This is a genomic window from Shewanella sp. 10N.261.52.F9, from assembly GCF_041471165.1.
GTDB classification, from domain to species: domain Bacteria; phylum Pseudomonadota; class Gammaproteobacteria; order Enterobacterales; family Shewanellaceae; genus Shewanella; species Shewanella marinintestina.
The window spans coordinates 325,737-345,322 of sequence record NZ_JBFRNX010000001.1 but is presented as its reverse complement, the minus strand read 5'-3'; the positions used below and the strand labels follow the sequence as shown (position 1 = coordinate 345,322).

Here is a 19,586-nt window from a genome sequence, read left to right as displayed (position 1 = left end):
TATCATTCTATTTAATCTAATTAGTAATATCTATACTACGCAGCCCTCAGATTGACCTTGGATTGATTCATGCAAACCGCAGAACATGCTTTTCGTCGTTGGATGCAAAGCCTCATTATTCTTTTTGTTATTTTGGTCGGCTATATCGTAATTGCAGATCGTTATGCGCCGTTAACCACTGAAAGCAGAGTGCAGGGCTATGTAATTCAATTAGCTTCCGAGGTCACAGGTACGGTTGTTGCCGTGCAGGTTGAGAATAATCAACAGGTCAGTAAGGGCGATAAGCTCTTTAGCATCGATAAACAAAAATACCAGCTAGCTGTCGAGAAAGCACAGCTCACACTGGAACAAGCTTTTGAGCAAGAGCAGGCCATGTACGCAAAAGTCGCTGCAGCCAAAGCCAATGTGGCAATTAGTAAAGCGGCGTTTGATAATGCTAATAGCGAGTACTTACGTATTAGTCAGTTAGCTAAGCAGCAGCTGGTGTCTGTTTCTATGTTAGATAACGCCTTAGCCAATAATAATGCCTCACGTTCAAGCCACGATGCGGCGAAGCAAGAATTACTGGCACTTAAGGTACAGCTTGGTCGTGCACCGGGACAGAGTAGCGGCGTTCGTGCGGCGCAAAATGCACTCAAGCAGGCCAAGCTGGATCTTGCTCATACACAAGTGTTTGCGCCAAGTGATGGGGTGGTGACTAACCTGCAGCTTGAAGTCGGCAGTACTGCCAACGCAAACATGCCTCTACTGACTTTCATTCCTACCGATTCGTTGTGGGTAGCGGCTGACTTTCGAGAAAAAGCTGTGGCTAAGATCAACCAACAGTCAAAAGGGTTAGTGGCATTTGATGCTTTTCCGGGGGAGGTATTTGCTTTTAATGTGCAAAGTCGAGACTTTGGCGTAGCGGCGGCGCAGCAAAGCCCAAATGGACAATTGACTCAGGTAGAGGTCAATAATCGTTGGGTACGTGATGCTCAGCGAGTCAGAATTAATCTTGCTAGCGAGCATGCGTTACCTAAGCCACTATTTGTCGGTTCGCGCGCAACGGTAGTGCTGTACCCAAGTGAAAGCTGGCTATGGGGCTTGCTTGCTAAAGCCCAAATTCACCTTGTTAGCCTGCTGCACTATATCTATTAAATCCATTGCTTAATCCAATGACTTTTTAGTTGAAGAAGGAGATTGTTGTGCAGCAAGAAACCTTATTAAAGACTCAACGGATCTGGTTTGGTACTGTGCTTGGACTCGCTGTCACTTTAGTGTTTGGTTGGTCAAATGGCATGTTTGCCGCATTGCTACCTATGTTTGTGTTAACTCAAATTGATAGGTGGAATAGCGGCTTAATAGTGCAGTTAGTAATTGCTGTTATTTGGGTTTGTATCCAAGTGACCTTCATCATAGGATTCTTTCAGCCGTACCCCTTGTTAATGACGCTAGTGGTAGCAATTATGCTGCTGTGTAAGTGCATCGCTATGACCCATAAAAGCAGCTATCTGTTTGGTTATGTTGGGTTACTGATGGGCTCAATCCTGCTCAACTATGGCAGTTATCAGGGCTTTGATTTAGAAGACTTTGTGATGGGGCTGGTGGCATCGGCGTTGTTAACTGGGCCCGTTGTCGCACTGGCATTTTACCTGTTTCCAGAACCTTGCAACACTCAGCCTTTGTCGCATTTAGCAAACCAAAATCAAGCGAAAACCCATAATGACAATCAACGTAAAGATCATTTAGGCATGGTCAGGCAAGCGGCGCTTGGTTGGATAGTTGCCATGGCGGCATTTATTTTGTTTCAGGTAGCCGATCTAAATGACTCGCTATCAGCGCAAGCGTCAATATTGATAGTGTTAGCGCCAATGACGTTTATCGGCTCTATGGCGGTGGCCAAAATTAGAATACTAGGCACCTTTCTAGGCTGTTTAGCTGGGATGATATTACAGCTAACCTTGTACAGTTTGGCTAATAATATGATTTTGTTTTTGTTGGGCTTTGCTATTGTTGCGGCTATTTTTTGTCGTTGGCTGGCGATGGGTGGCATAAAAGCGGGAATTGGCTTTTCGGCAATGTCAGCACTCACTGTGCCGTTAACCAGCAGTTTTGTGCCTGAACAACAAGATGCCTTTTTCTCTATCTGTTATCGCTTTAGTTCTATTGTAGTGGCAGTTATTGTTACCTCTTTGATGATCTGGCTAGTGCATCACTTTTTGGTACGGGTGATCAGGCATAAGCCATTAGCCGCTTGCTCGGTAACACGATAAGCGGCAGTGGTTTACGATAAATCAGACCTCATTAATCACTAGCTTGCTGCTTGTTTTAGGCTCAATAGCCCAAATACTATTGGGCTCTCCCTGTGCACTGCGGCGCTGTGCTTTTGTTGCTGCTAAGTAAAATAGCCCAGCGAACAACAATGCCATAAGCTCAATTAAGCCAGCACTAAAGTCGGCTGGCGCCCAAGAAGTTAGTCCCGGCACCCATAGGGTTAATAGCGAGCTTATTGGGATTAACAGGCAGCTCAGTGCCAGCAGTTTGAGTAGGTGAATTGCCGCAACAGCAGCCCCTCGTGTAAAGCTATAGATAAGCGCGGCAAAGAAAACTAGGTAGTAACAGCTTAAATAGTGTTGGTTAATCTGCTCATTGAACAAATACAACCATTTAGTTGCAAGCATTGCGCTACTCACTCCAAGCATGGAGCCTAAACAGATGCCAATGGTGAGTGATGCCATAAAGCGTACTGAGCGTTTTTGCTGGGGCTGTTTTTGACGTCGCTTTTCAAGCCAAAGTAGGTTGCCGCTGTAAAATAAAAATGCCCCTAGCAAACCAAGGCTGAAGTAAATCCAACGGGTAAATCCGCCGCCATAATTACCAAAGTGCAATGCAAAAAAGCTATTAACGATATCGCCATATGGACCGTCTTTTGCTTGATGAACAGTGCTAAATTCAATTTTATAGGTATAGGGGTTTAGATAAATGTAATCGCTATAGCCACCACGCATCACTCGGTCATTGGCAACCACTTCCACTGCAAGCGAGGGCGTGGTGCTAGATAACTTATCGTATTCCATGCTCTTGATTTGGTAATCACTTGCAAGCTGATTAACCCATTCGATATGCTCATTAATTGAAGGTAACTGAGTGACGGAATACTCTATATCTGACTTTGCTCTTGGCTCAAACATAGCTTGCTCGCCATAAACCTGCTGCAGCCCACCATAAAAAGGGTCATGAAAAGCAAACACCACTACAGTCCAGGCTATGATGAGGTGAAATGGCAAGCTAACCACACCAACGAGGTTGTGGCTATCTAACCAAAAGCGGTTGGCACCTTTATGTTGTCGTAACGCAAATAAGCTTTTGACTAATGTTGGCAGTAATACAATGACCCCAGATACTAAAGCAATAAAGTAAAGCAGCGCCGCTAGGCCTAAAATCAACACGCCAATGTCTTCATGACCAAGCTTGCCGGGGATCGCCGCGGTGCGATGTAGCTGATCGATAAGCTCGCCTAACTCATTGGTAGTACTTAGTTGAGTCGTAATATTGCCGTCATCATCTAATGTTGCATGGCGTAAACTATCATCGAGTCTAAAACCGCGTCCGCCGCCTTTCTCAAACCATGTGAGTGGCGATAAATCTGCAGTAAAATTGACCTTAAAGCCATCGGCGGCCTTGTCGTATTGATTAACGGCTTTGCTAATTAATTGATCGTAATCTTGCAGTGCGATTGGTCTTAGCTGAGTGTGCGGTGGGGTTGCCCATTGTTCAATTTGCGGCTTGAACATGGTGAGTGCACCGGCGAAAAAGGCGATGAATAATAGCAGTCCAGTGGTGATCCCTGTCCAAGTATGAATCGATTGATAAGTTCGCAATACATCTGAGCGAATTTTCATTGTAACCACCACAAAAAAGCAAAAATTGAATAAACCAGTGCATTCGCACCTAATAAGGTTATAAAAGCGCTTTTAGCACTGCGAAATAGAAATACGCCAGCCAAAATTGGCAACCAGATCAAGCTAATCATCCACATATTGAACTGCACCTTGACCGGTGCATCGATACCACCTGGGCCGAACCATGCAAACAGGGCAACGCTTCCGTAAGCAAAGCTTAAGCCTAAAAAGAGGGCTATAAAGCTCTTGCGCCACCAATGAGGCTGAATTTTGTGTTGCTGAACACTTGGCATTAGCACTCTTCTCGGCTATCAAATAAGGTGGAAAGCGGCAGAGCGATTAACAAGGTCATGGCTGTAAATAGCCAGGTAAAGATTGCGGCTGTGGGAGTCAGTAGTTGCCACCAACTTAATAGTGCAAATAACAGCAGGCAAGCGCCTAACCAAGCTAGCACCTTAGGTTGAGGTTTTCGTAGCAAGCGCTGATGTTTGCTAGTGGCATAAATCAGCCCACTACCAATGATTGTCAGAATAACTGCGGCTAGTTGAAACCCTTCCATTTGTTTCCTCTCTTGTGATCAATATTTCAGATTTGTGTAAATGGTAATGTAAATGTGAACTGTTCGCAATTGCGAGTCATTATCATTTACTGTAAATTGTTGCCGCAACAAATTGATACTAACTGTAACTAGAGGTAACCCATGGAATTAAGGGTGTTTAGAAGAAATCTTGTTGTCACTGCTATCTTATGTAGTCCTATTTTTACGCCAGCTTATGCTGACAATATGGTGCCTGATGCAGGGATTGAAGTGATTACTGTATATGGTGAAAAGGTTGAGCGTAGCCTAAAAGATACCACTTCATCAGTTGCGGTTATTGATAAGGAGACCTTAGATAGTGGTCAATATCAGTCTGTTTCAGCTGCGTTGTCAGAAGTGCCCAACATAGTGGTCACCACTGGTGCGGTTCCTGATGTTCGTGGTGTAACGGGTAATGGTAGCGCGACAGGTTTTAACTCTTTTACTGGTGGTGCTAAAGCTCGTGTTTCGACCTTAGTTGATGGCGTAGCAGAACCTTTTGTTGCTGACCTTACTGGTGATACAGGTCTTTGGGATATTGAGCAAATTGAAGTATTTCGCGGCCCACAATCAACCATTAATGGTCGCAATAGCATCGGTGGCACGGTATTTATTAAAACCGCCGATCCAACCTTTGATTGGCAGGGAGCGGCGCGCATAGGCTATCGTGACCAAGATAGCTTTGTAGACAGTGCGGTAATGTTGTCGGGCCCGATTCTGGACGACCAATTAGCGTTTCGTATCACTGGGCAAAATGTAACGGGTAACACCTACAATAAAGGTGAAGTTTACTCAACCAACCCAAAAACCTTCGACCAAAATGAATTAGATACCAATCGCTGGCGCGGCAAGCTGTTGTGGCAACCAGCAGGGCTTGAAGACTTAAGTATTCAATACAGTTTTGCTTATAACGATGAACGTGGCGACTCTGGGCGTAACTACTTTAAAGGTGACGACCCTTGGGCTTATGAGCCAATTTTTCAACGTTATATTAAAACCAAATCAAGTACTCATTCAGTCAACTTTGATTACCAGCTTAGCGAGGGCCAAGCATTAGATCTGCTGGTCGCTTATATGGATTACGATTGGGGCTTTGACTCTTACGAGCCCATTGCCACAGACGAAGCTACAGTGGCAATGAATGATAAAAGCTACACGGTTGATGGTAAGTACAGCTTTGGTTTAAACGATAGAGATTTCAATGGTTTTGTTGGCCTTGCTTATTACAAGCGGGAACAAGATTTTAGCAGTGTCGGCGGCTTTAGTTATGGTGGTGACGACAGCAGCACTTCATCATCGGTTTATGGTGAGCTGACCTATGCATTGGCTGACAAGTGGTGGTTAACCGCGGGTGGTCGGGTGATGCGCGACGAGCAAACTCGAAACTTTGCCATGCAGTTTCGTGGCAGCGCCGTTGATGAGCTCTTAGATAAAGCCAAAACCGTTGCTTTACCTAAGCTTGTGCTGCAATACGGTTTGAGTGAGAGCACAACGTTAGCCTTAAGTGGTCGCCAAGGCTATAACGCTGGTGGTGGTGCACTAGCGCTGACGCCGGGTGGTGGTGATTACTACTATTACGATGAAGAGTCGGTTGATACCTATGAGCTCAGTTCACGTAGTAGTTTCGATAATAGTAACGTTAGCTTAAATGCTAACTTGTTCTATAACGACTATGACGGTTACCAAGCTTCAAACAGCCTTCGCCGGATCACTAACATTGATAAAGCCGTCACCTATGGTTTAGAGCTAGAGTTTATTGCGATGTTGGGCAGTGACTGGCAGTTAGTATCTGGTGCGGGTTGGTTAGAGTCTGAGATCAAACAAGCCGATCCAAGCTATGGTGACATTATTGGCAATGAGCTAAATTCAGCGCCCAATTTTACCGCTAACTTAGGACTAAAATATTGGTTTAATGATGAAATAACCTTTGGTGTATCAGGCAATTATGTTGATGAGTATTTTGCGGATATTGCCAATACGCCTGAGCGAGTTGCAGGTGATTACATCGTAAGCCGCTTAAATATTGATTACCAAACAGAACAATGGCGTATAAGTGCCTTTGTAAACAACCTGTTTGACGAAAAAGCACTGACAGTTAATGAGCCGCCGGGGCGTGGCTATGATCATGGTTACGCAGCGGTCGTTGACCCTCGCAATATTGGTGTGTCAGTGATGTACAGTTTTTAATTACTAATCTGTTGTTACTAATAAATAAGGGAGCCAAGGCCCCTTATTTAAATACCATCGACTTTAAACTTGTACTCGTTAATGGAAAGTTGTAGTGCCGATAGTAGCCAATTAGGTTACTGCCGATAAAAAGTAGTTCCATAACAATAGCAGCCGGTGAGTCGACTAATATGTTATTTATTAACCAAATGCTAGTGCCAAAGAGCATAAGTTGCCTTAATTGGCGGTCATGCTGGCAAAATGCCGCAATAGTTTGGACTGTACTGCCTGCAAAACTAAGCAAGCTAAGTCCGCCACTAAAGGTAAACATCATGGCTAACGTGTTGAGTAATAGGAAAAACACTAATAAGCGTTTGGAGTGACTGAAAATAGTGACGAAATAACGGAACGCTGCCAACAGCATGAGTAAGGCTGCTGTACACTGTTCGAGTAAGGCAAAGTGACAGCTAATGATTACGCCGGAAAAACAAAGGCAGCTAACAATCTTGCTTTTTCGTTTAAATTGAAATGAAACTAAATCAGCAATCATAGCGATGACAATAAGCCATTGCGACAGAATGAAATCAGACATATTAAAACCTTAGCCGAGCAGACTTACACTTTGTAGGTCTTTATTCTGTTAAGGTTAAGCGCTTTGTTTCTTGTCGAAATTAACCTAAGTTAATTTGGTGTAATTTATTCTTTATCTCTACTGCTCGCTTATCCTTTTGCTAGACGGGCTTTTAAGCGCGATAAGCTCACAGCATTGATCCCAATATAGCTCGCCAGCTGAATATTATTCAATTTCTCAACCCACATCGAGCGATGCTGTTGTAAAAATAGATAACGTTGCTCTGGGGTATTGAGCAATAGAAGCGCTTCTTTCTGTTCTTTATAGATAAGTTGTTGGCTTAATAGCGCTATTTTGGCTGTTTGCCAGTTAGGTTTATCAAGTAAGCTAAGTGGCAGTTGTATGAGTTGGGTAGGGGTAATGGCTTCGAGTTGATATTGGGGTAAAGATTGTGTCAGCCAACAGTCGTATAAAAAGCATAGTTCATTGTCAAAATAAAACTCTTTTGATAAATCGTTGCCTTTGTCATTGTAATGACAAGCTTTGATAATTCCCGACACAATAAAAAAGGCATCAGACTGAGTTGCACCTTGATGCAGTAATACCTGCCCCTCTGATACACTTTTAAGTTTAGCTTGGCTTAAGGCATCGTCAATTGCATCTTGATTGAGTCCCTGTGCTGTTAAAAACAGGCTTAGCGCTGAGAGGTGACACACTTCTTGAGCTTCTGTTTCGCCAAGAGGGGCCGTACTTATATTGCTGTCACTCGGAGACATTATTACACCTTCGCTATACCGTATTCCTCCCCATTAAGGGTCGCATTTATCAGGCTAGCTTAAAAGGGAGAAACAGAAATTAGTTAATTATTATCGAGTTGTGGCTGGCAGATAAGCGTTGGCTTTGTTACCGCAATAATTTCATCTTTTGCCGCGAGCCAGGCAAAACCACCCCAAAATAAACTGCATAGAGCACAAATCATTAAAGGTAATTGCCAGCTAGTCGTTTGCTCATGAATCTCACCCATTATCATTGGGCCAGTCGCTGCAACCAGATAGCCTATGAACTGCGCCATGCCTGACAATGTTGCAGCCTGATAGGCGCTTGACGTACGTAGACTAATTAAAGCAAGTGCAACAATAAAACCGCCGCCAGCCCCAAAGCCAAACAACATTCCCCAGATCATTGCCTGAGATGGTATCAGCAACAGCCCGATGATGCCGACACACGCCATAAGAGTTAGAGCTAAAGTAAGCAAGCGCTTATCTTTAATTCTTCCCATAAACGGAATAAGCACTAAAGCGGGAACGGCAGTAAATAGCTGTAATACACCATGGATAACGCCTGCCTGATGATGACTATAGCCTTTGTCGACCAAAATCGTTGGCAGCCAGCTAATAAAGATATACATCAGGAACGAATTCAGAGCTAAAAAGAGGGTTATTTGCCATGCGCTGCTGTTTCGCCAAAGGTAACTATGGCTTTCCAGTTTCTGAGTGTCTTTGCTTGGTGATGTATGACGTTTTAACTGTGGTAGCCATACAAGCATCGCAATAATAGGAAATATGACTAGGCTCGCCAGTGCAAGGGCCCAACTAGGGATCACATTAATCGACAAGCGTTCAGCAAATCCTGTTAGTGGAATAGCTAAGCTGGCGCTGATAGCAGAACCAGCCCCCATCATTAACACATATATTGAGGTGATGGTGGTAATTTGGGTTGGGAAGTCGCGCTTAATTAGGCTAGGTAACAGCACATTAGCAAAGGCAATACCGGCACCAATAATAACGGTACCAAGAAACAATGCGCTAGAAGAACCAAATGAACGCACGCACAGTCCACTTGCGACAAATAGTAATGACAGCATTAATGCTTGCTCGAGGCCTAATTTGCCGCCTAACTTTGACGCCACAGGTGAGAAAAAAGCAAAAGCTAATAGTGGTAAAGTGGTTAACATGCCGGCCTGTGTTGCCGAGAGGTGTAGTTCAGCTCTTATGGCATCAAGTAGTGGTCCAACACCGGTAATAGGGCTACGTAAGCTGATAGCGATGAGCAATATGCCGAATAGTAAAAAACCAGTGCTAGCAAAGCGAGCAGGATGCGCTGAAGTCATATTAGGTCTCATGATTATAATAAAGTGCGCTAGCTTACGCTTCTAACTGCTTACTGTATTGAGCTATAGTGACTCTATATTGCTAAAAACGGTCAAGTTTTCATGCTAGATACCCCATCATCAATCAATTTTGACTCCGATGATTATCCGCAAGCTGTGGTTGCTACTCGCTTTGTTGCTGAACAAGAATATGCAGAAACACCAGTTCATCAACATCATAAGTGTCAGTTGGTGCTTGCCCTCAATGGTTATGTAAAGTGTAAAATTGCAGATGCAATCTGGATAGTACCGCCTAATTGTGCCGTGTGGATCCCAAGTCAGGTTCCTCACAGTAATCAAGTTTCTAAAAACGCCAATGTGTGCATGTTGTTTGTCGATCCAGCTATTGAGGGGATGCCCGCATCGAGTTGCACCTTATCTGTCACACCACTGCTGAGAGAGTTGATTGCCCATTTAACTGAGGTTGAGCAAAACTACCTCAAACACAGTGCGACCGATAAGTTGGTTGATGTGTTGATTGAGCAATTACGCTCTATGCCAACCGAGCATTTCGATTTTCCTCTTCCTGCAGAACCTAGATTAAAAGCGATTGCGAATCGCTTATTATCAGCGCCAGAAGATAGGCGGACAGGAGGGCAATGGGCAAGTGAGTTTGCCATGAGTGAGCGGACTCTATCTCGATTGGTTAAGAAAGAAATTGGCCTGACATTTGGCCGTTGGCGAGGACAGCTGCATATCGTCCTTGCGCTGCAAAAGCTTTCCACTGGCGATTCGGTGCAGCGCATTGCCGATGAGCTAGGTTATGAGTCTGTAAGCGCTTTCATTACGTTTTTTAAGAAGACCTTAGGTAAATCACCAAAACAATATATGAAGATTAAAGAGCCATAACTTTAGCCCAATGAGTTATCAGGTTTTACAGCTTGATGGTTTCTTTATAGCTGCCGCAGTGAGGCAGACCGCACATTTCATCGTAGGCCGTTTGATATTCAAGTTCTGCGGTTTGATACTGATGACTTCTAAGTAACTGCTTAGCTTGAGCGAGTGACGATACACACTGAATACTCGACTCTTCATTGAGTTCGATAAAGTTGTTATTGCCATCTACACTACCAACTAAATAGTGAGTGGCATCTGCTACACCAATGATTTTAGGTTGGGCGTTTAAAGATGCTAAAGATTGCGTAACCTGAGGACTATTCATACTTTGCTCCTTGTCGTTTTTGTGCACTACGCCTCTGATTATTAAATGGTTCAACAATTCAGCAGATTGTTTTTCTAGTGAAGATTAATAAAGTTTAAAAGTCAGTGTTTGAAGAACTAGGTATACTCAGCATCATGGCAGGTTAGCCATTGATTTGTTGGAGAATATAAATGCAGTTTAAGACGGTTATGGTTCCAGTAGCTTTAGCGATTGGCTTAAGTGGTTGTGGTTATCTTGGTGGCGATGAAAAGCAGCAATTAGAGCAAGCTTGGTTAGCAAAAGATGAGCAGCTGCAGCAGGTTATTGAACAGATCCGTAGCCAAGGCATTGAAGCCGTAGCTAAAGGTGCAGATGCTGGCAGCGTTGCAGCTTGTGTAGCGGGAAAACTTGAGATGGATCCGCTAGGTGAGCTAGTAAACGTAGAAGGCGCTTTAGTTGAGTCGGCAAAGGTCGCTGAGCTAATGAGTGAGCTTGAAGGGCTTATGGAGCAAGATTTTAGCTTAGAGAATATGTCGAGCTTAATGCAAAAAGGCGCAGATGCCGCTGCGTACGCCAAGCAGATTATTGCCGATCAAGGCATTGAAAAAGGCCTTGAACACTTGCAAAAAATGGCCACGGCTAGCGAAGAATTTGCTAGCCAAGATCTAGGCGCACATTTCCAGCAGCTATTAAGCGAGTGTCAGTGACAGCTTTGTTTTATCAAGTGACAGTGACGATTGAATAATAAAATGACCACCGATGAGTGGTCATTTTTGTTTAGCGACTTTGCTTATTCAAGGTCGATGGTAACTACGTTAGTCATGCCCGGTGTTAACTTTAACATCCCTGTCGTGTAGAACTTGCCATCTTTAGCCTTAGCTTTCATATAATACTGGCCGCTATTAATCATTGTGGTGCGAGTGTTGTATGCGGGAGTGTGCTTGTCGGCCATCCAGCCATTTTCATCAACGGTATATAAGTACTGATCAGCTTTTAATGCTGCGCCGCTATCTTGGTGAAATGCAAGAAAGCGCACCATGGTCATACCCTTCGGATTTTTCTCCAGCTCAATAGAGCGGATCACGCCATAATCTCTGCTGGTTTTTCCCGTTAGAGGAGCGTAGATATCTTCTGACTTATTCGAATATTGCGGTTGGTTATGGCTATAACCAGGATTTGGAGAGTTGCTAGATGAGTTTGTCGTCGATGAGCCGATGCTAGCGATATCAGCAACAGAGTTAGTAATATTTCTAATGTCATTACTTTTACAGGCGCACAGACTAAGCGCCAAAGCGCAAAGAACAACTTTTTTCATATTTTAATCCATTAAGTCAAAGCGAAAATCCTTTTAAGTGACTATAAATATAGCCAAACAAAACTGAGGTTAATGTTTGAAATAGTTACAGTCACTTAAGTTTGCAGGCTAAATTAGCAACCGCTAACTTTGTGGTCAATAGTACAATCGTCTGGTTTTACGCGATTATTTTTTACGACCAAATACTTTTAGGCCAGCTTTTGAACCGTCAGAGTTACCAAATACTTCAAGCTTTTTAACGCAGCGACGGTAGCCAAAACTGCGCCAGTCAGTGTGCTTATCTTCTTTCAAATCACGATAGAAATTAATGGTTTTAGTTTGACCATTGTTAAAAGTCACCTTGACTCTTTCTAGATGCAGATCACGTTCGGCTTTTACACGAATTGCATCTGTTTTACGGCAAACTAAAAGTGGGATCTTAGCGCCATGATCACCGCCGCTTAATAAAATTGTACGGCCAAGGGTGATTTGTTCACCAGCAATAACGCTTGAACTAGTAACTAACAGACTTGCAGCCACAACTAGGCTAGCAATTAGAGATTGGATTTTCATATCTTAATTGAGTGATGTAAAAGGGCGGCTAAATTAGTTGTTTGTTTGCTTTTTAGCTATTAAATCTTGAGTAAATTTAGATCTTGCTAGCAATTATTTAGACAATCAATGTACTAAAGAGCACTATGCGGATAGTGGCGTGGTTATATAGTGAGCATTTGTGTGAACTTGGCTATGTTATCAGTTCTGTTTGATGATCTGCTTTTGGTTGCCTTATGTCGACAGTTGTGTTGGTTTTGCGATTTACAGTGGTTAAATCAACTGATTTTTGTCAAAAAAACAAATTTATTCAACGTGACTTAGATCTTGTTTTACGTCAACATAAGCACAGATAAAGTAAGTGATTGTTAAATTAGTGTCTAGTCCTATTGATGTATAGATAAGTCAGTAGTAGACCTATGTGAGGAAACAAAAGATGAGATCGGCAAACCCTAAAATAGTCATCGTAGGCGGTGGAGCGGGTGGTTTAGAACTAGCGACTCAATTAGGGCATAAACTGGGTAAAAAGAACCTAGCTCAAATTATCTTAGTTGATAGAAATCGTACTCATATTTGGAAGCCTTTACTGCATGAGGTTGCTACCGGTTCGCTAGATTCTGCACTTGATGGAGTGGTGTATTCAGCGCATGCTGCTAAACATGGCTATCAATTTCAGCTCGGTACCTTTTGCGGTTTAGATGAGGCTACTCAGTCAATTTCAGTCGCGCCGATTGTTGATGAAGCGGGTAAGGTTATGTTGCCTGAACGCCAGATTCAGTATGACAAATTAGTGATTGCTATCGGCAGTGTCAGTAATGACTTTAATACTCCGGGCGTTAAAGAGAACAGCTTCTTCTTAGACTCGCACCAGCAAGCTAACCGTTTTCATAATGCACTTTTAGATAGTTTTACTCGCGTACATCAATCAGAAAGTATCAATGAGCTTAATATCGCCATTGTTGGTGGTGGCGCAACGGGTGTTGAATTGTCGGCAGAGCTTTATCATGTGACTGACATGCTTAAAGTTTACGGCTTAAGTAAGATGACAGCCGACAAGCTTAATATTCACTTGATTGAAGCGGGTGAGCGTATTTTACCGGCATTGCCAGAGCGTATTGCCACTTCAGCTAGAGTTGAACTGAGTAAGCTTGGCGTTAATGTGATGGAGAATACCCGTATTAGCGAGGCGACTGCCGCAGGCTTTGTGACTTCTGAAGGTAAGCTGATTGAGGCAAATATCATGCTTTGGGCCGCAGGGGTAAAAGCACCTGACTTTATTAAAGATATCGGATTATTTGAGCTAAACCGTGCCAACCAAATTATGGTTAAGCCAAACCTGTTAAGTACGGTGAGCGACGATATTTATGTAATAGGTGATTGCTGCGCTTGCCAACAAGCTGATGGTAGCTTTGTGCCGCCACGTGCACAGTCTGCACACCAAATGGCCGAGTGTGTTGAGAAGAACATTCTTAATGAGCTTAAAGGCGAATCACTGGTAGATTATGTTTATGTCGATCATGGCTCATTGGTTAACTTATCGCGCTACAGTACTGTTGGTAGCTTGATGGGGAACTTAACTAAAAGCAGCATGTTTGTTGAAGGCAAGATTGCACGTTTAGTGTATATCTCACTTTACCGTATGCACCAGCAGGCAATTCATGGCACTTTTAAGACTATTGCGCTGTGGTGCGCAGAAAAGGTGATGCGTGTGGTGCGCCCAAGAATGAAATTACATTAATGTGTTATAAGTTAAAGTAATAAAAAGGGAAGTTAGTTTAACTTCCCTTTTTTATTTACTGTTTTAGCTCGGTTTTTACCAAGCTAAGTTTGCAGAGCTTTAGTTGTTCGATGCTGAGCCGTCTTCGTCGGTATCAAATGTCGCTTCAATTTGCTGCAACTCTTGCTCTTGTCTAAGTTTAAGCTTTTCTTCTGCTGATAATTTCACTTCATTGAGCAGAGCTGCTTGTCTTTGCTTAAGCTCGTATCTCTCTGGTTTAGTCAGAAACTTATAGGCTTTTGCATTAGAAAGTGCATAAGCAACAACATCTTCGCCCTTGGTTCTGCGCTCATCTACCCGTTGTGCAAAGCGTTCGTTATCTCGAGCTTTGCGCTGTTCGGCATTTAATTTTTTCATATCTCTCATCCTCATTAGTTGTTACGGCAGCTATTGACTGCCTTCAGTCAAACAAATGAGATCGGTTACACATTTATAAAGCTGATAGCGGATTTTAACATAAAATCCGCTGTGTGCCCCATTGTATCGCGTTTTTGCTGAGGAAGAGGTTTTAGCTTAATACTGCTAGATGATCTTTATAGTAAGCAGAAAAGGGACTGGGAATATTGTAAATATAAAGATTGAATTAAACCAAGTATTATTAATATTGCATATTAAAATAAAGAATAAAGAATAAAGAATAAAGAATAAAGAATAAGAAATGAAAATAATTGGTAATTATTAAGGATGGTTTATTTAGTTAGCTAATAGTGACTAATTCATAGTGTGGTGGGGTTTTTCGCAATATTATATCGTTCGATTTCTCTTTGGTTTTATAGAGTTGTTATTGTCCTTGGTTGGTTTTTATAGTGGGTTAATATATTTTTTTTGGTTTTATAGAATATCTTTGTATATTTATATTAGCGGTTAAATGTTTTAAGTGTTTACGCTTCAAAGTAGTATATTAGTATGTTTAGATCTGTTTTGGATCTTACAGGTTTACGGATTTTTATCTTTAAGGAGGAAGGTTATGTTGAAGTTTATAATTGCACTTTTTTTAATGAGTATGTCGTATTACGCTATATGTAGCAATGATGGTGAGCTATCTTGCTCTAATGAAAGCGATATTCATGTTCCCTTGGGAGTTGCTGCAAATATTATTAGTGATCTTAATGATGCAAGTAAAGTTATTTATATCAATGCAAGCTGCTTTGTTAGTAACGTTACAATATTCGATCTAGTATATGGAGTTAAAGGCAAAGTATTAGATGAAAACTATAGATACTTCTTTGATTTTAGTACAATTAAAGATGTTAAAGTGAAAAGTAATATAAAGGAAAAGTTTTTACATGCTTTTGGCGTATCATTTGTTGGTGATTTAATAATCCTTACTCGATTTGATTATGAGTTTATGTATACCCAGTTGCGAGGCCGGTATGATGATAATGTTAAGCTTTTAGATGCTGTAAATGACTTAGTTATTATAGGTTTGAATGATGGTTATAAGATAGATAAAGACAAAAAAATACCAAGTTTTGATTTTTATTTAAATGTTAACAAGAATGTAAATGATAAAAACTGTGGTGTCGATTGGAATACAACTAATGGTACGTCTAGGTCGTATTTGTGTAAGGATGCTAATATTTCACTTATTTATTATGTGAGTCTGAGGCGGTCACTTTTATTTCAAAATGAAAACGGTGATTCGACGCCAGATGCAAAATATGTAAATATTTCAATAGGTAGGGATGATAAAAAGTCAGAAGGAAGTGGCATACATTTAAATAATAGGTTATACCCACAAATCATTATGTCTAACGGTATATCATGGCCTTTTGGAGGGGCTGAAGCGGAGTGGGCTTCTTCTGCAATAGCAAAGAGTTACCGATTCAACTTTAGAGCTTCCAACAATAAAGCTAGTATTATTAATACTATGCCTAAATCAAATGTAAATTCTAATTTTAACGCGACTAAGACATCGAGCACTGAATATGGTTTAAGCTCACTAAATCCTAAAGATCTGTTAACTGCTAATCACAGCTGGTCAGAATCTTTGGCTCTCTCATTTAATGTACATGACTATCGGATTATTAAAAACTCTAGAAGCGCGCGTAACGTTACTTTTCAATGGGAACGAGAGCAATATCCGACAGCTGAGTCTATAAAAAGTGCGAGTTTAGAAGGGGTAAGTGTACGAAAAGAGTATCCTGGAGATTTAAGTAAAATCCACCCGATAGCATTTAGTGGTTTCTCCCCTTCTATAGCGGTCAATTATATTGCTTCACCCAGTAGCAAGGGGACGACAAATTTTACGATTAACTCCTCAGTTAAAGTTACTGGCTTTAGGTTTAGATCGAGTATTACCGGTTTTTTTGGTGTGAGAACCTATTACTCAAAAGACAGTGATGATCAATCAGTTAATCTGTCTAAGTCAGCTAGTTTTACTGTTGATTGGGAGCACCCTGTATTTTTAGGGGCTTGGCCAGTCAACTTGCAGCTTGGTGATTTTAATAATAAGTGCATAACTATTAATAAAAATAATAACTTAATAACTAAAAAGTGTAATTTCAAGGACATGAGACAAGCATTTATCTATGACAGATTTGGCAGATATATTAGTGTAAACCATAATAGGTTTTGCTTAGATGCGACTAGTTTTCCTACCTTAAAGAGGTGTAACCAAAGCTTAAGTCAACGCTGGAAGTGGTCAAGCGAAGGGACTTCGAGAATACTGAGTAATCCATATAAAAATTTAAGTGTTGCATATAGTAAAAAGGACGCGCTTATTCAGGCTGTTAGAACGGGGCAAGCAAATACTGATTTAAGTGTTCACTTTTTAACAAGTAGTTTTCCTAAGTAGTTTTGCGAAGTTACCGAATAGACTTCTAGTTATTGGTAGCTTAGTTAGTTTGTTTTAGCGATTGTTTCAAAAGATTTTTGTAGACTTGGGTATTTGAAGGTTGATTTGGTTTTGTCAGAGACTTGTACGTTTTCATTGGTAAGCAAGTAAGTAATTGTACTTTATACAAACATGACTATTAACTCTACCAAGCCAATTTAGCCATTAATCACTCCGCTGTAATTTGCACTGTAGTTTGGTTAGTCTATTTCGCTCCTTTGTAGCAGGTAGCTTAGTGGTGATCTTGACTAAAATGGCTTATGTGCAAGAGACTGTGTAGCTGGTGTCTACAACTTTATTTAGCTTAGCCATAAAAAGGTGCTTTAACATTTAGACGAAGACTAAAAGCGAATCTAAGCAAAAAAGTAAACTGATTAGGCGGAGACTGCAATTGGATCGTTGTGATAAATCACTTGATTTCGGCCATTGTGTTTAGCCCTATATAGCCGTTGATCTGCTTGGCGCAACAAATTAGGTAAGGCTATGCCTTTGCGGTAACTGCTTAACCCAATGCTGACCGTAATATTGATATTCGCTTGTTCTTTGAGTTTAAAAGTATGTTGTGCAAGTGTCATTCTGATTTGCTGAGCAAGTGCTATAGCATCATCTTGTTTTTTATTCTCAATCATTACACAAAACTCTTCACCGCCAATCCTAAATGTTTGCTTATTACCCGCGATTTTGCTGATAATTTTGGCGCTTTCTTGTAGCACAATATCACCTGCTTCATGACCATACTCATCGTTTACCTGTTTGAAAAAGTCGATATCTAAAATCAGTAAGTGCACCTCATCAGCAAGAGTCAGCAGAGATTGATTTGCTACGATATCCTCGTAATATTTTGTCAGTGCTAGTCGATTAAAACTCAATGTTAGTGGGTCTTGTAGTGCTAGTTTTTGTAGTTTGGATTCTGAATCGGCACGGTTCTTCTCATAAGTATGAGAAACAACCCAAATCAGTAAGTAACTAAAAATGAAGTTAATGAGCAGTGGGTTAAGGGTTGAGCCGTATTTAACTATGATCTCGGCAATAACGGCTGTGAAAAGAATTATGACCGGAAAATTCGCTAATTTTTTACCTAAAAGAAGATAGTAAACCGTGGGTAAAACCAGTACCCAACAGATCATTGAGTTTATGGTTTGAGATAGCGACACTGCGTAAATAACAATAGCGGTTAAGGCAAAAATATATAAAAGAACTTGCCAAAATTGGTGTCTTCTTTTGATTGCTATTATTGCTAGTGTGAATGAGCATATTGCGTAGAGGAGTTCGATAAAGCCAAGCGTTATCCATTTAGCCTCTATAGCTATATTGATTATACCGAGTAGAAAGCTCAGGCAGCCTAAGAGAGTACACATGCCAATTAATACAGCCCTTCTTAAATTGTAGGTGCTATTTAACTCTTTGCTATCCATGCTATATCCGTATATATGTCTAGCTCCATTTTGTTGCTTATATGTTATTGTATTTCGCCTTAATTTCAAGTAATCCGAGCAAAAATAAGAGATATTAAAGGAACTGATATGTGCTTAAGAGTATTAAATAACCTTAATTCGGACTACCCAGTAACGGGAAGAAATATGAATTGGTTTAGGCCTATTGAAGCTAATTTATTCCAATTTCCTCAGGGCCTTAGCAGACAAGGGGTATCGGAAAAGACTGCCGTTAAAAAGGATCTCGCCCCAAGTGTCATATTTCACTGGAAATCTAAATACGCAAGTGCTGTTTCAATGATGGGGAATGATGTTCAGGGCTATGCGACAACTGACGGAATGAACTCTGAAGGTTTAGTGGTTAATGTGTTATATGACACGCCTGCAACCTATGGAAAGCCTAAGCATTACTTGGAAAACGGCAATATCAGTATATTGCGTTGGCCGCAATATATACTCGATAGTTTTGCCAATGTTATCCAAGTTGTTAACTATGCTAAGAGCAACACTTTGCAGTTAATCAAAGAGAAGATCCCGGAAGGTGGCAAAGCGAAAGATCTGCAATGGGATAAGATCCATCTTGCAGTCTCTGACAGTCAGGGTCACTCCGCTGTGATTGAGATTAAAAATGGTGAGCTGCATGTTTATGCGGGTGACGAGAATCAAATTGTCACCAATGAGCCAGCTTATCCAACTCAGCTGGATATTTTAAAGTACTGGCAATACCTATGGGGGCAAACGATTCCTGCCATCGCAACGCCAGTACTTACCGTTCCTGGTGGCATATCAGCAACCCAAAGTTTTGAGCGAGCAGCGTTTTACTTGAGCCTTTCAGATAAAGTACAAAGTCCAGCGGAGGTTTTAGCTCAAACACGAGCACTGATGCAAAATGGGGCAATTCCATTTGCGTTTAACCCTAGTCGAGCTGAGCAATCTACTTGCACACGCTGGACGAATCTTGGCGATCACAAAGCAGGGCTTTATTATTTTTTAAATCCGTTGAATATGATGCCTGTTTGGTTAAAGCTCAATGCTGATGCTAGCCATAGCGCAAGAGTAAAATTGATAACGGTAAACAATGTCAGTGGTGAACTGAACAACCACCCTGAACTTGAGGGAGAAGTGAATCACCACTTAATTGATTGTGAAGACCCATTTAAGGCGTAGATATAAACTTTAAGGCTGAGTAATGACTCAGCCTTATTGCTA

19 protein-coding genes are annotated in these 19,586 nt (G+C 41.5%); 8 read left to right on the top strand and 11 right to left on the bottom strand.

The features are described 5' to 3' along the window. Positions 1–69: 69 nt before the first annotated feature. Together AB4298_RS01455 and AB4298_RS01450 are read left to right on the top strand one after the other, a co-directional pair. Positions 70–1,137, top strand: coding sequence for an HlyD family secretion protein (locus tag AB4298_RS01455; RefSeq protein WP_371985504.1), 1,068 nt, complete (start codon positions 70–72; stop codon positions 1,135–1,137). 47 nt (positions 1,138–1,184) lie between these two features. Continuing rightward, on the top strand, positions 1,185–2,252 hold the full coding sequence (locus tag AB4298_RS01450) for a DUF2955 domain-containing protein (RefSeq protein WP_371985503.1): 1,068 nt from the start codon (positions 1,185–1,187) through the stop codon (positions 2,250–2,252). 21 nt (positions 2,253–2,273) lie between these two features. Here AB4298_RS01450 and AB4298_RS01445 read toward each other — a convergent pair whose 3' ends face one another. Genes AB4298_RS01445 through AB4298_RS01435 form a run of 3 tightly spaced genes read right to left on the bottom strand, consistent with a single transcriptional unit; the run spans position 2,274 to position 4,440 of the window. Beyond that, complete coding sequence (locus AB4298_RS01445) at positions 2,274–3,881, bottom strand: PepSY-associated TM helix domain-containing protein (RefSeq protein WP_371985502.1); 1,608 nt, start codon at positions 3,879–3,881, stop codon at positions 2,274–2,276. Then, positions 3,878–4,174, bottom strand: coding sequence for a hypothetical protein (locus AB4298_RS01440; RefSeq protein WP_248998856.1), 297 nt, complete (start codon positions 4,172–4,174; stop codon positions 3,878–3,880). The genes AB4298_RS01445 and AB4298_RS01440 overlap by 4 nt, the downstream gene beginning before the upstream one ends. Beyond that, the gene (locus AB4298_RS01435) at positions 4,174–4,440 is read right to left on the bottom strand and encodes a hypothetical protein (RefSeq protein ID WP_220780271.1); all 267 of its coding nucleotides are present in this window, start codon (positions 4,438–4,440) and stop codon (positions 4,174–4,176) included. The genes AB4298_RS01440 and AB4298_RS01435 overlap by 1 nt, the downstream gene beginning before the upstream one ends. Before the next feature lie 141 nt (positions 4,441–4,581). On the opposite strand from AB4298_RS01435, the gene AB4298_RS01430 reads away from it, so the two are divergent. Next, positions 4,582–6,645 (top strand): TonB-dependent receptor, encoded by a 2,064-nt coding sequence (locus AB4298_RS01430; RefSeq protein ID WP_248998857.1) that lies wholly within the window; start codon positions 4,582–4,584, stop codon positions 6,643–6,645. Positions 6,646–6,688: 43 nt separating this feature from the next. On the opposite strand, the gene AB4298_RS01425 is transcribed toward AB4298_RS01430, so the two are convergent. The 3 genes from AB4298_RS01425 to AB4298_RS01415 form a co-directional block, all read right to left on the bottom strand. Beyond that, positions 6,689–7,216: a YgjV family protein gene (locus AB4298_RS01425; protein ID WP_371985501.1), complete on the bottom strand. Its 528-nt coding sequence runs from the start codon at positions 7,214–7,216 to the stop codon at positions 6,689–6,691. Positions 7,217–7,344: 128 nt separating this feature from the next. Continuing rightward, positions 7,345–7,971, bottom strand: a complete 627-nt coding sequence (locus tag AB4298_RS01420) for a Crp/Fnr family transcriptional regulator (RefSeq protein WP_248998859.1) — start codon at positions 7,969–7,971, stop codon at positions 7,345–7,347. Positions 7,972–8,054: 83 nt separating this feature from the next. Further along, a complete protein-coding gene (locus AB4298_RS01415; RefSeq protein WP_371985500.1) occupies positions 8,055–9,305 on the bottom strand; it encodes an MFS transporter in 1,251 nt (416 codons plus the stop codon). Positions 9,306–9,407: 102 nt separating this feature from the next. Here AB4298_RS01415 and AB4298_RS01410 point away from each other — a divergent pair, with 102 nt between their 5' ends. Beyond that, positions 9,408–10,193 (top strand): AraC family transcriptional regulator, encoded by a 786-nt coding sequence (locus tag AB4298_RS01410; protein WP_371985499.1) that lies wholly within the window; start codon positions 9,408–9,410, stop codon positions 10,191–10,193. A 25-nt stretch (positions 10,194–10,218) separates the two neighbouring features. On the opposite strand, the gene AB4298_RS01405 is transcribed toward AB4298_RS01410, so the two are convergent. Further along, positions 10,219–10,506, bottom strand: a complete 288-nt coding sequence (locus tag AB4298_RS01405) for a DUF6482 family protein (RefSeq protein ID WP_248998862.1) — start codon at positions 10,504–10,506, stop codon at positions 10,219–10,221. A gap of 170 nt (positions 10,507–10,676) precedes the next feature. Here AB4298_RS01405 and AB4298_RS01400 point away from each other — a divergent pair, with 170 nt between their 5' ends. Then, positions 10,677–11,192, top strand: a complete 516-nt coding sequence (locus AB4298_RS01400) for a hypothetical protein (protein WP_371985498.1) — start codon at positions 10,677–10,679, stop codon at positions 11,190–11,192. 83 nt (positions 11,193–11,275) lie between these two features. Here AB4298_RS01400 and AB4298_RS01395 read toward each other — a convergent pair whose 3' ends face one another. Both AB4298_RS01395 and AB4298_RS01390 read right to left on the bottom strand, forming a co-directional pair. Further along, on the bottom strand, positions 11,276–11,800 hold the full coding sequence (locus AB4298_RS01395; RefSeq protein ID WP_371985497.1) for a hypothetical protein: 525 nt from the start codon (positions 11,798–11,800) through the stop codon (positions 11,276–11,278). Between the two features lie 165 nt (positions 11,801–11,965). Further along, entirely contained in the window at positions 11,966–12,352 is a 387-nt protein-coding gene (locus tag AB4298_RS01390; RefSeq protein ID WP_248998865.1) for a DUF2541 family protein, read from the bottom strand. A gap of 415 nt (positions 12,353–12,767) precedes the next feature. On the opposite strand from AB4298_RS01390, the gene AB4298_RS01385 reads away from it, so the two are divergent. Then, positions 12,768–14,069: an NAD(P)/FAD-dependent oxidoreductase gene (locus AB4298_RS01385; RefSeq protein WP_248998866.1), complete on the top strand. Its 1,302-nt coding sequence runs from the start codon at positions 12,768–12,770 to the stop codon at positions 14,067–14,069. A gap of 99 nt (positions 14,070–14,168) precedes the next feature. On the opposite strand, the gene AB4298_RS01380 is transcribed toward AB4298_RS01385, so the two are convergent. Further along, the gene (locus tag AB4298_RS01380) at positions 14,169–14,465 is read right to left on the bottom strand and encodes a DNA polymerase III subunit epsilon (RefSeq protein ID WP_248469702.1); all 297 of its coding nucleotides are present in this window, start codon (positions 14,463–14,465) and stop codon (positions 14,169–14,171) included. A gap of 610 nt (positions 14,466–15,075) precedes the next feature. On the opposite strand from AB4298_RS01380, the gene AB4298_RS01375 reads away from it, so the two are divergent. Further along, entirely contained in the window at positions 15,076–16,905 is a 1,830-nt protein-coding gene (locus AB4298_RS01375) for a leukocidin family pore-forming toxin (RefSeq protein WP_371985496.1), read from the top strand. Between the two features lie 413 nt (positions 16,906–17,318). Here AB4298_RS01375 and AB4298_RS01370 read toward each other — a convergent pair whose 3' ends face one another. Further along, entirely contained in the window at positions 17,319–18,428 is a 1,110-nt protein-coding gene (locus AB4298_RS01370; protein WP_371985495.1) for a GGDEF domain-containing protein, read from the bottom strand. Positions 18,429–18,467: 39 nt separating this feature from the next. On the opposite strand from AB4298_RS01370, the gene bsh reads away from it, so the two are divergent. Beyond that, a complete protein-coding gene (bsh, locus tag AB4298_RS01365; protein WP_371985494.1) occupies positions 18,468–19,544 on the top strand; it encodes a bile salt hydrolase in 1,077 nt (358 codons plus the stop codon). Positions 19,545–19,586: the final 42 nt, after the last annotated feature.

Bases quoted from the DNA above. Each gene is read 5' to 3' on its own strand.
- AB4298_RS01455 (WP_371985504.1), top strand. From the start codon at position 70: ATGCAAACCGCAGAACATGCTTTTCGTCGTTGGATGCAAAGCCTCATT.
- AB4298_RS01445 (WP_371985502.1), bottom strand. From the start codon at position 3,881: ATGAAAATTCGCTCAGATGTATTGCGAACTTATCAATCGATTCATACT.
- AB4298_RS01440 (WP_248998856.1), bottom strand. From the start codon at position 4,174: ATGCCAAGTGTTCAGCAACACAAAATTCAGCCTCATTGGTGGCGCAAG.
- AB4298_RS01435 (WP_220780271.1), bottom strand. From the start codon at position 4,440: ATGGAAGGGTTTCAACTAGCCGCAGTTATTCTGACAATCATTGGTAGT.
- AB4298_RS01430 (WP_248998857.1), top strand. From the start codon at position 4,582: ATGGAATTAAGGGTGTTTAGAAGAAATCTTGTTGTCACTGCTATCTTA.
- AB4298_RS01425 (WP_371985501.1), bottom strand. From the start codon at position 7,216: ATGTCTGATTTCATTCTGTCGCAATGGCTTATTGTCATCGCTATGATT.
- AB4298_RS01420 (WP_248998859.1), bottom strand. From the start codon at position 7,971: ATGTCTCCGAGTGACAGCAATATAAGTACGGCCCCTCTTGGCGAAACA.
- AB4298_RS01415 (WP_371985500.1), bottom strand. From the start codon at position 9,305: ATGACTTCAGCGCATCCTGCTCGCTTTGCTAGCACTGGTTTTTTACTA.
- AB4298_RS01410 (WP_371985499.1), top strand. From the start codon at position 9,408: ATGCTAGATACCCCATCATCAATCAATTTTGACTCCGATGATTATCCG.
- AB4298_RS01405 (WP_248998862.1), bottom strand. From the start codon at position 10,506: ATGAATAGTCCTCAGGTTACGCAATCTTTAGCATCTTTAAACGCCCAA.
- AB4298_RS01400 (WP_371985498.1), top strand. From the start codon at position 10,677: ATGCAGTTTAAGACGGTTATGGTTCCAGTAGCTTTAGCGATTGGCTTA.
- AB4298_RS01395 (WP_371985497.1), bottom strand. From the start codon at position 11,800: ATGAAAAAAGTTGTTCTTTGCGCTTTGGCGCTTAGTCTGTGCGCCTGT.
- AB4298_RS01390 (WP_248998865.1), bottom strand. From the start codon at position 12,352: ATGAAAATCCAATCTCTAATTGCTAGCCTAGTTGTGGCTGCAAGTCTG.
- AB4298_RS01385 (WP_248998866.1), top strand. From the start codon at position 12,768: ATGAGATCGGCAAACCCTAAAATAGTCATCGTAGGCGGTGGAGCGGGT.
- AB4298_RS01380 (WP_248469702.1), bottom strand. From the start codon at position 14,465: ATGAAAAAATTAAATGCCGAACAGCGCAAAGCTCGAGATAACGAACGC.
- AB4298_RS01375 (WP_371985496.1), top strand. From the start codon at position 15,076: ATGTTGAAGTTTATAATTGCACTTTTTTTAATGAGTATGTCGTATTAC.
- bsh (WP_371985494.1), top strand. From the start codon at position 18,468: ATGTGCTTAAGAGTATTAAATAACCTTAATTCGGACTACCCAGTAACG.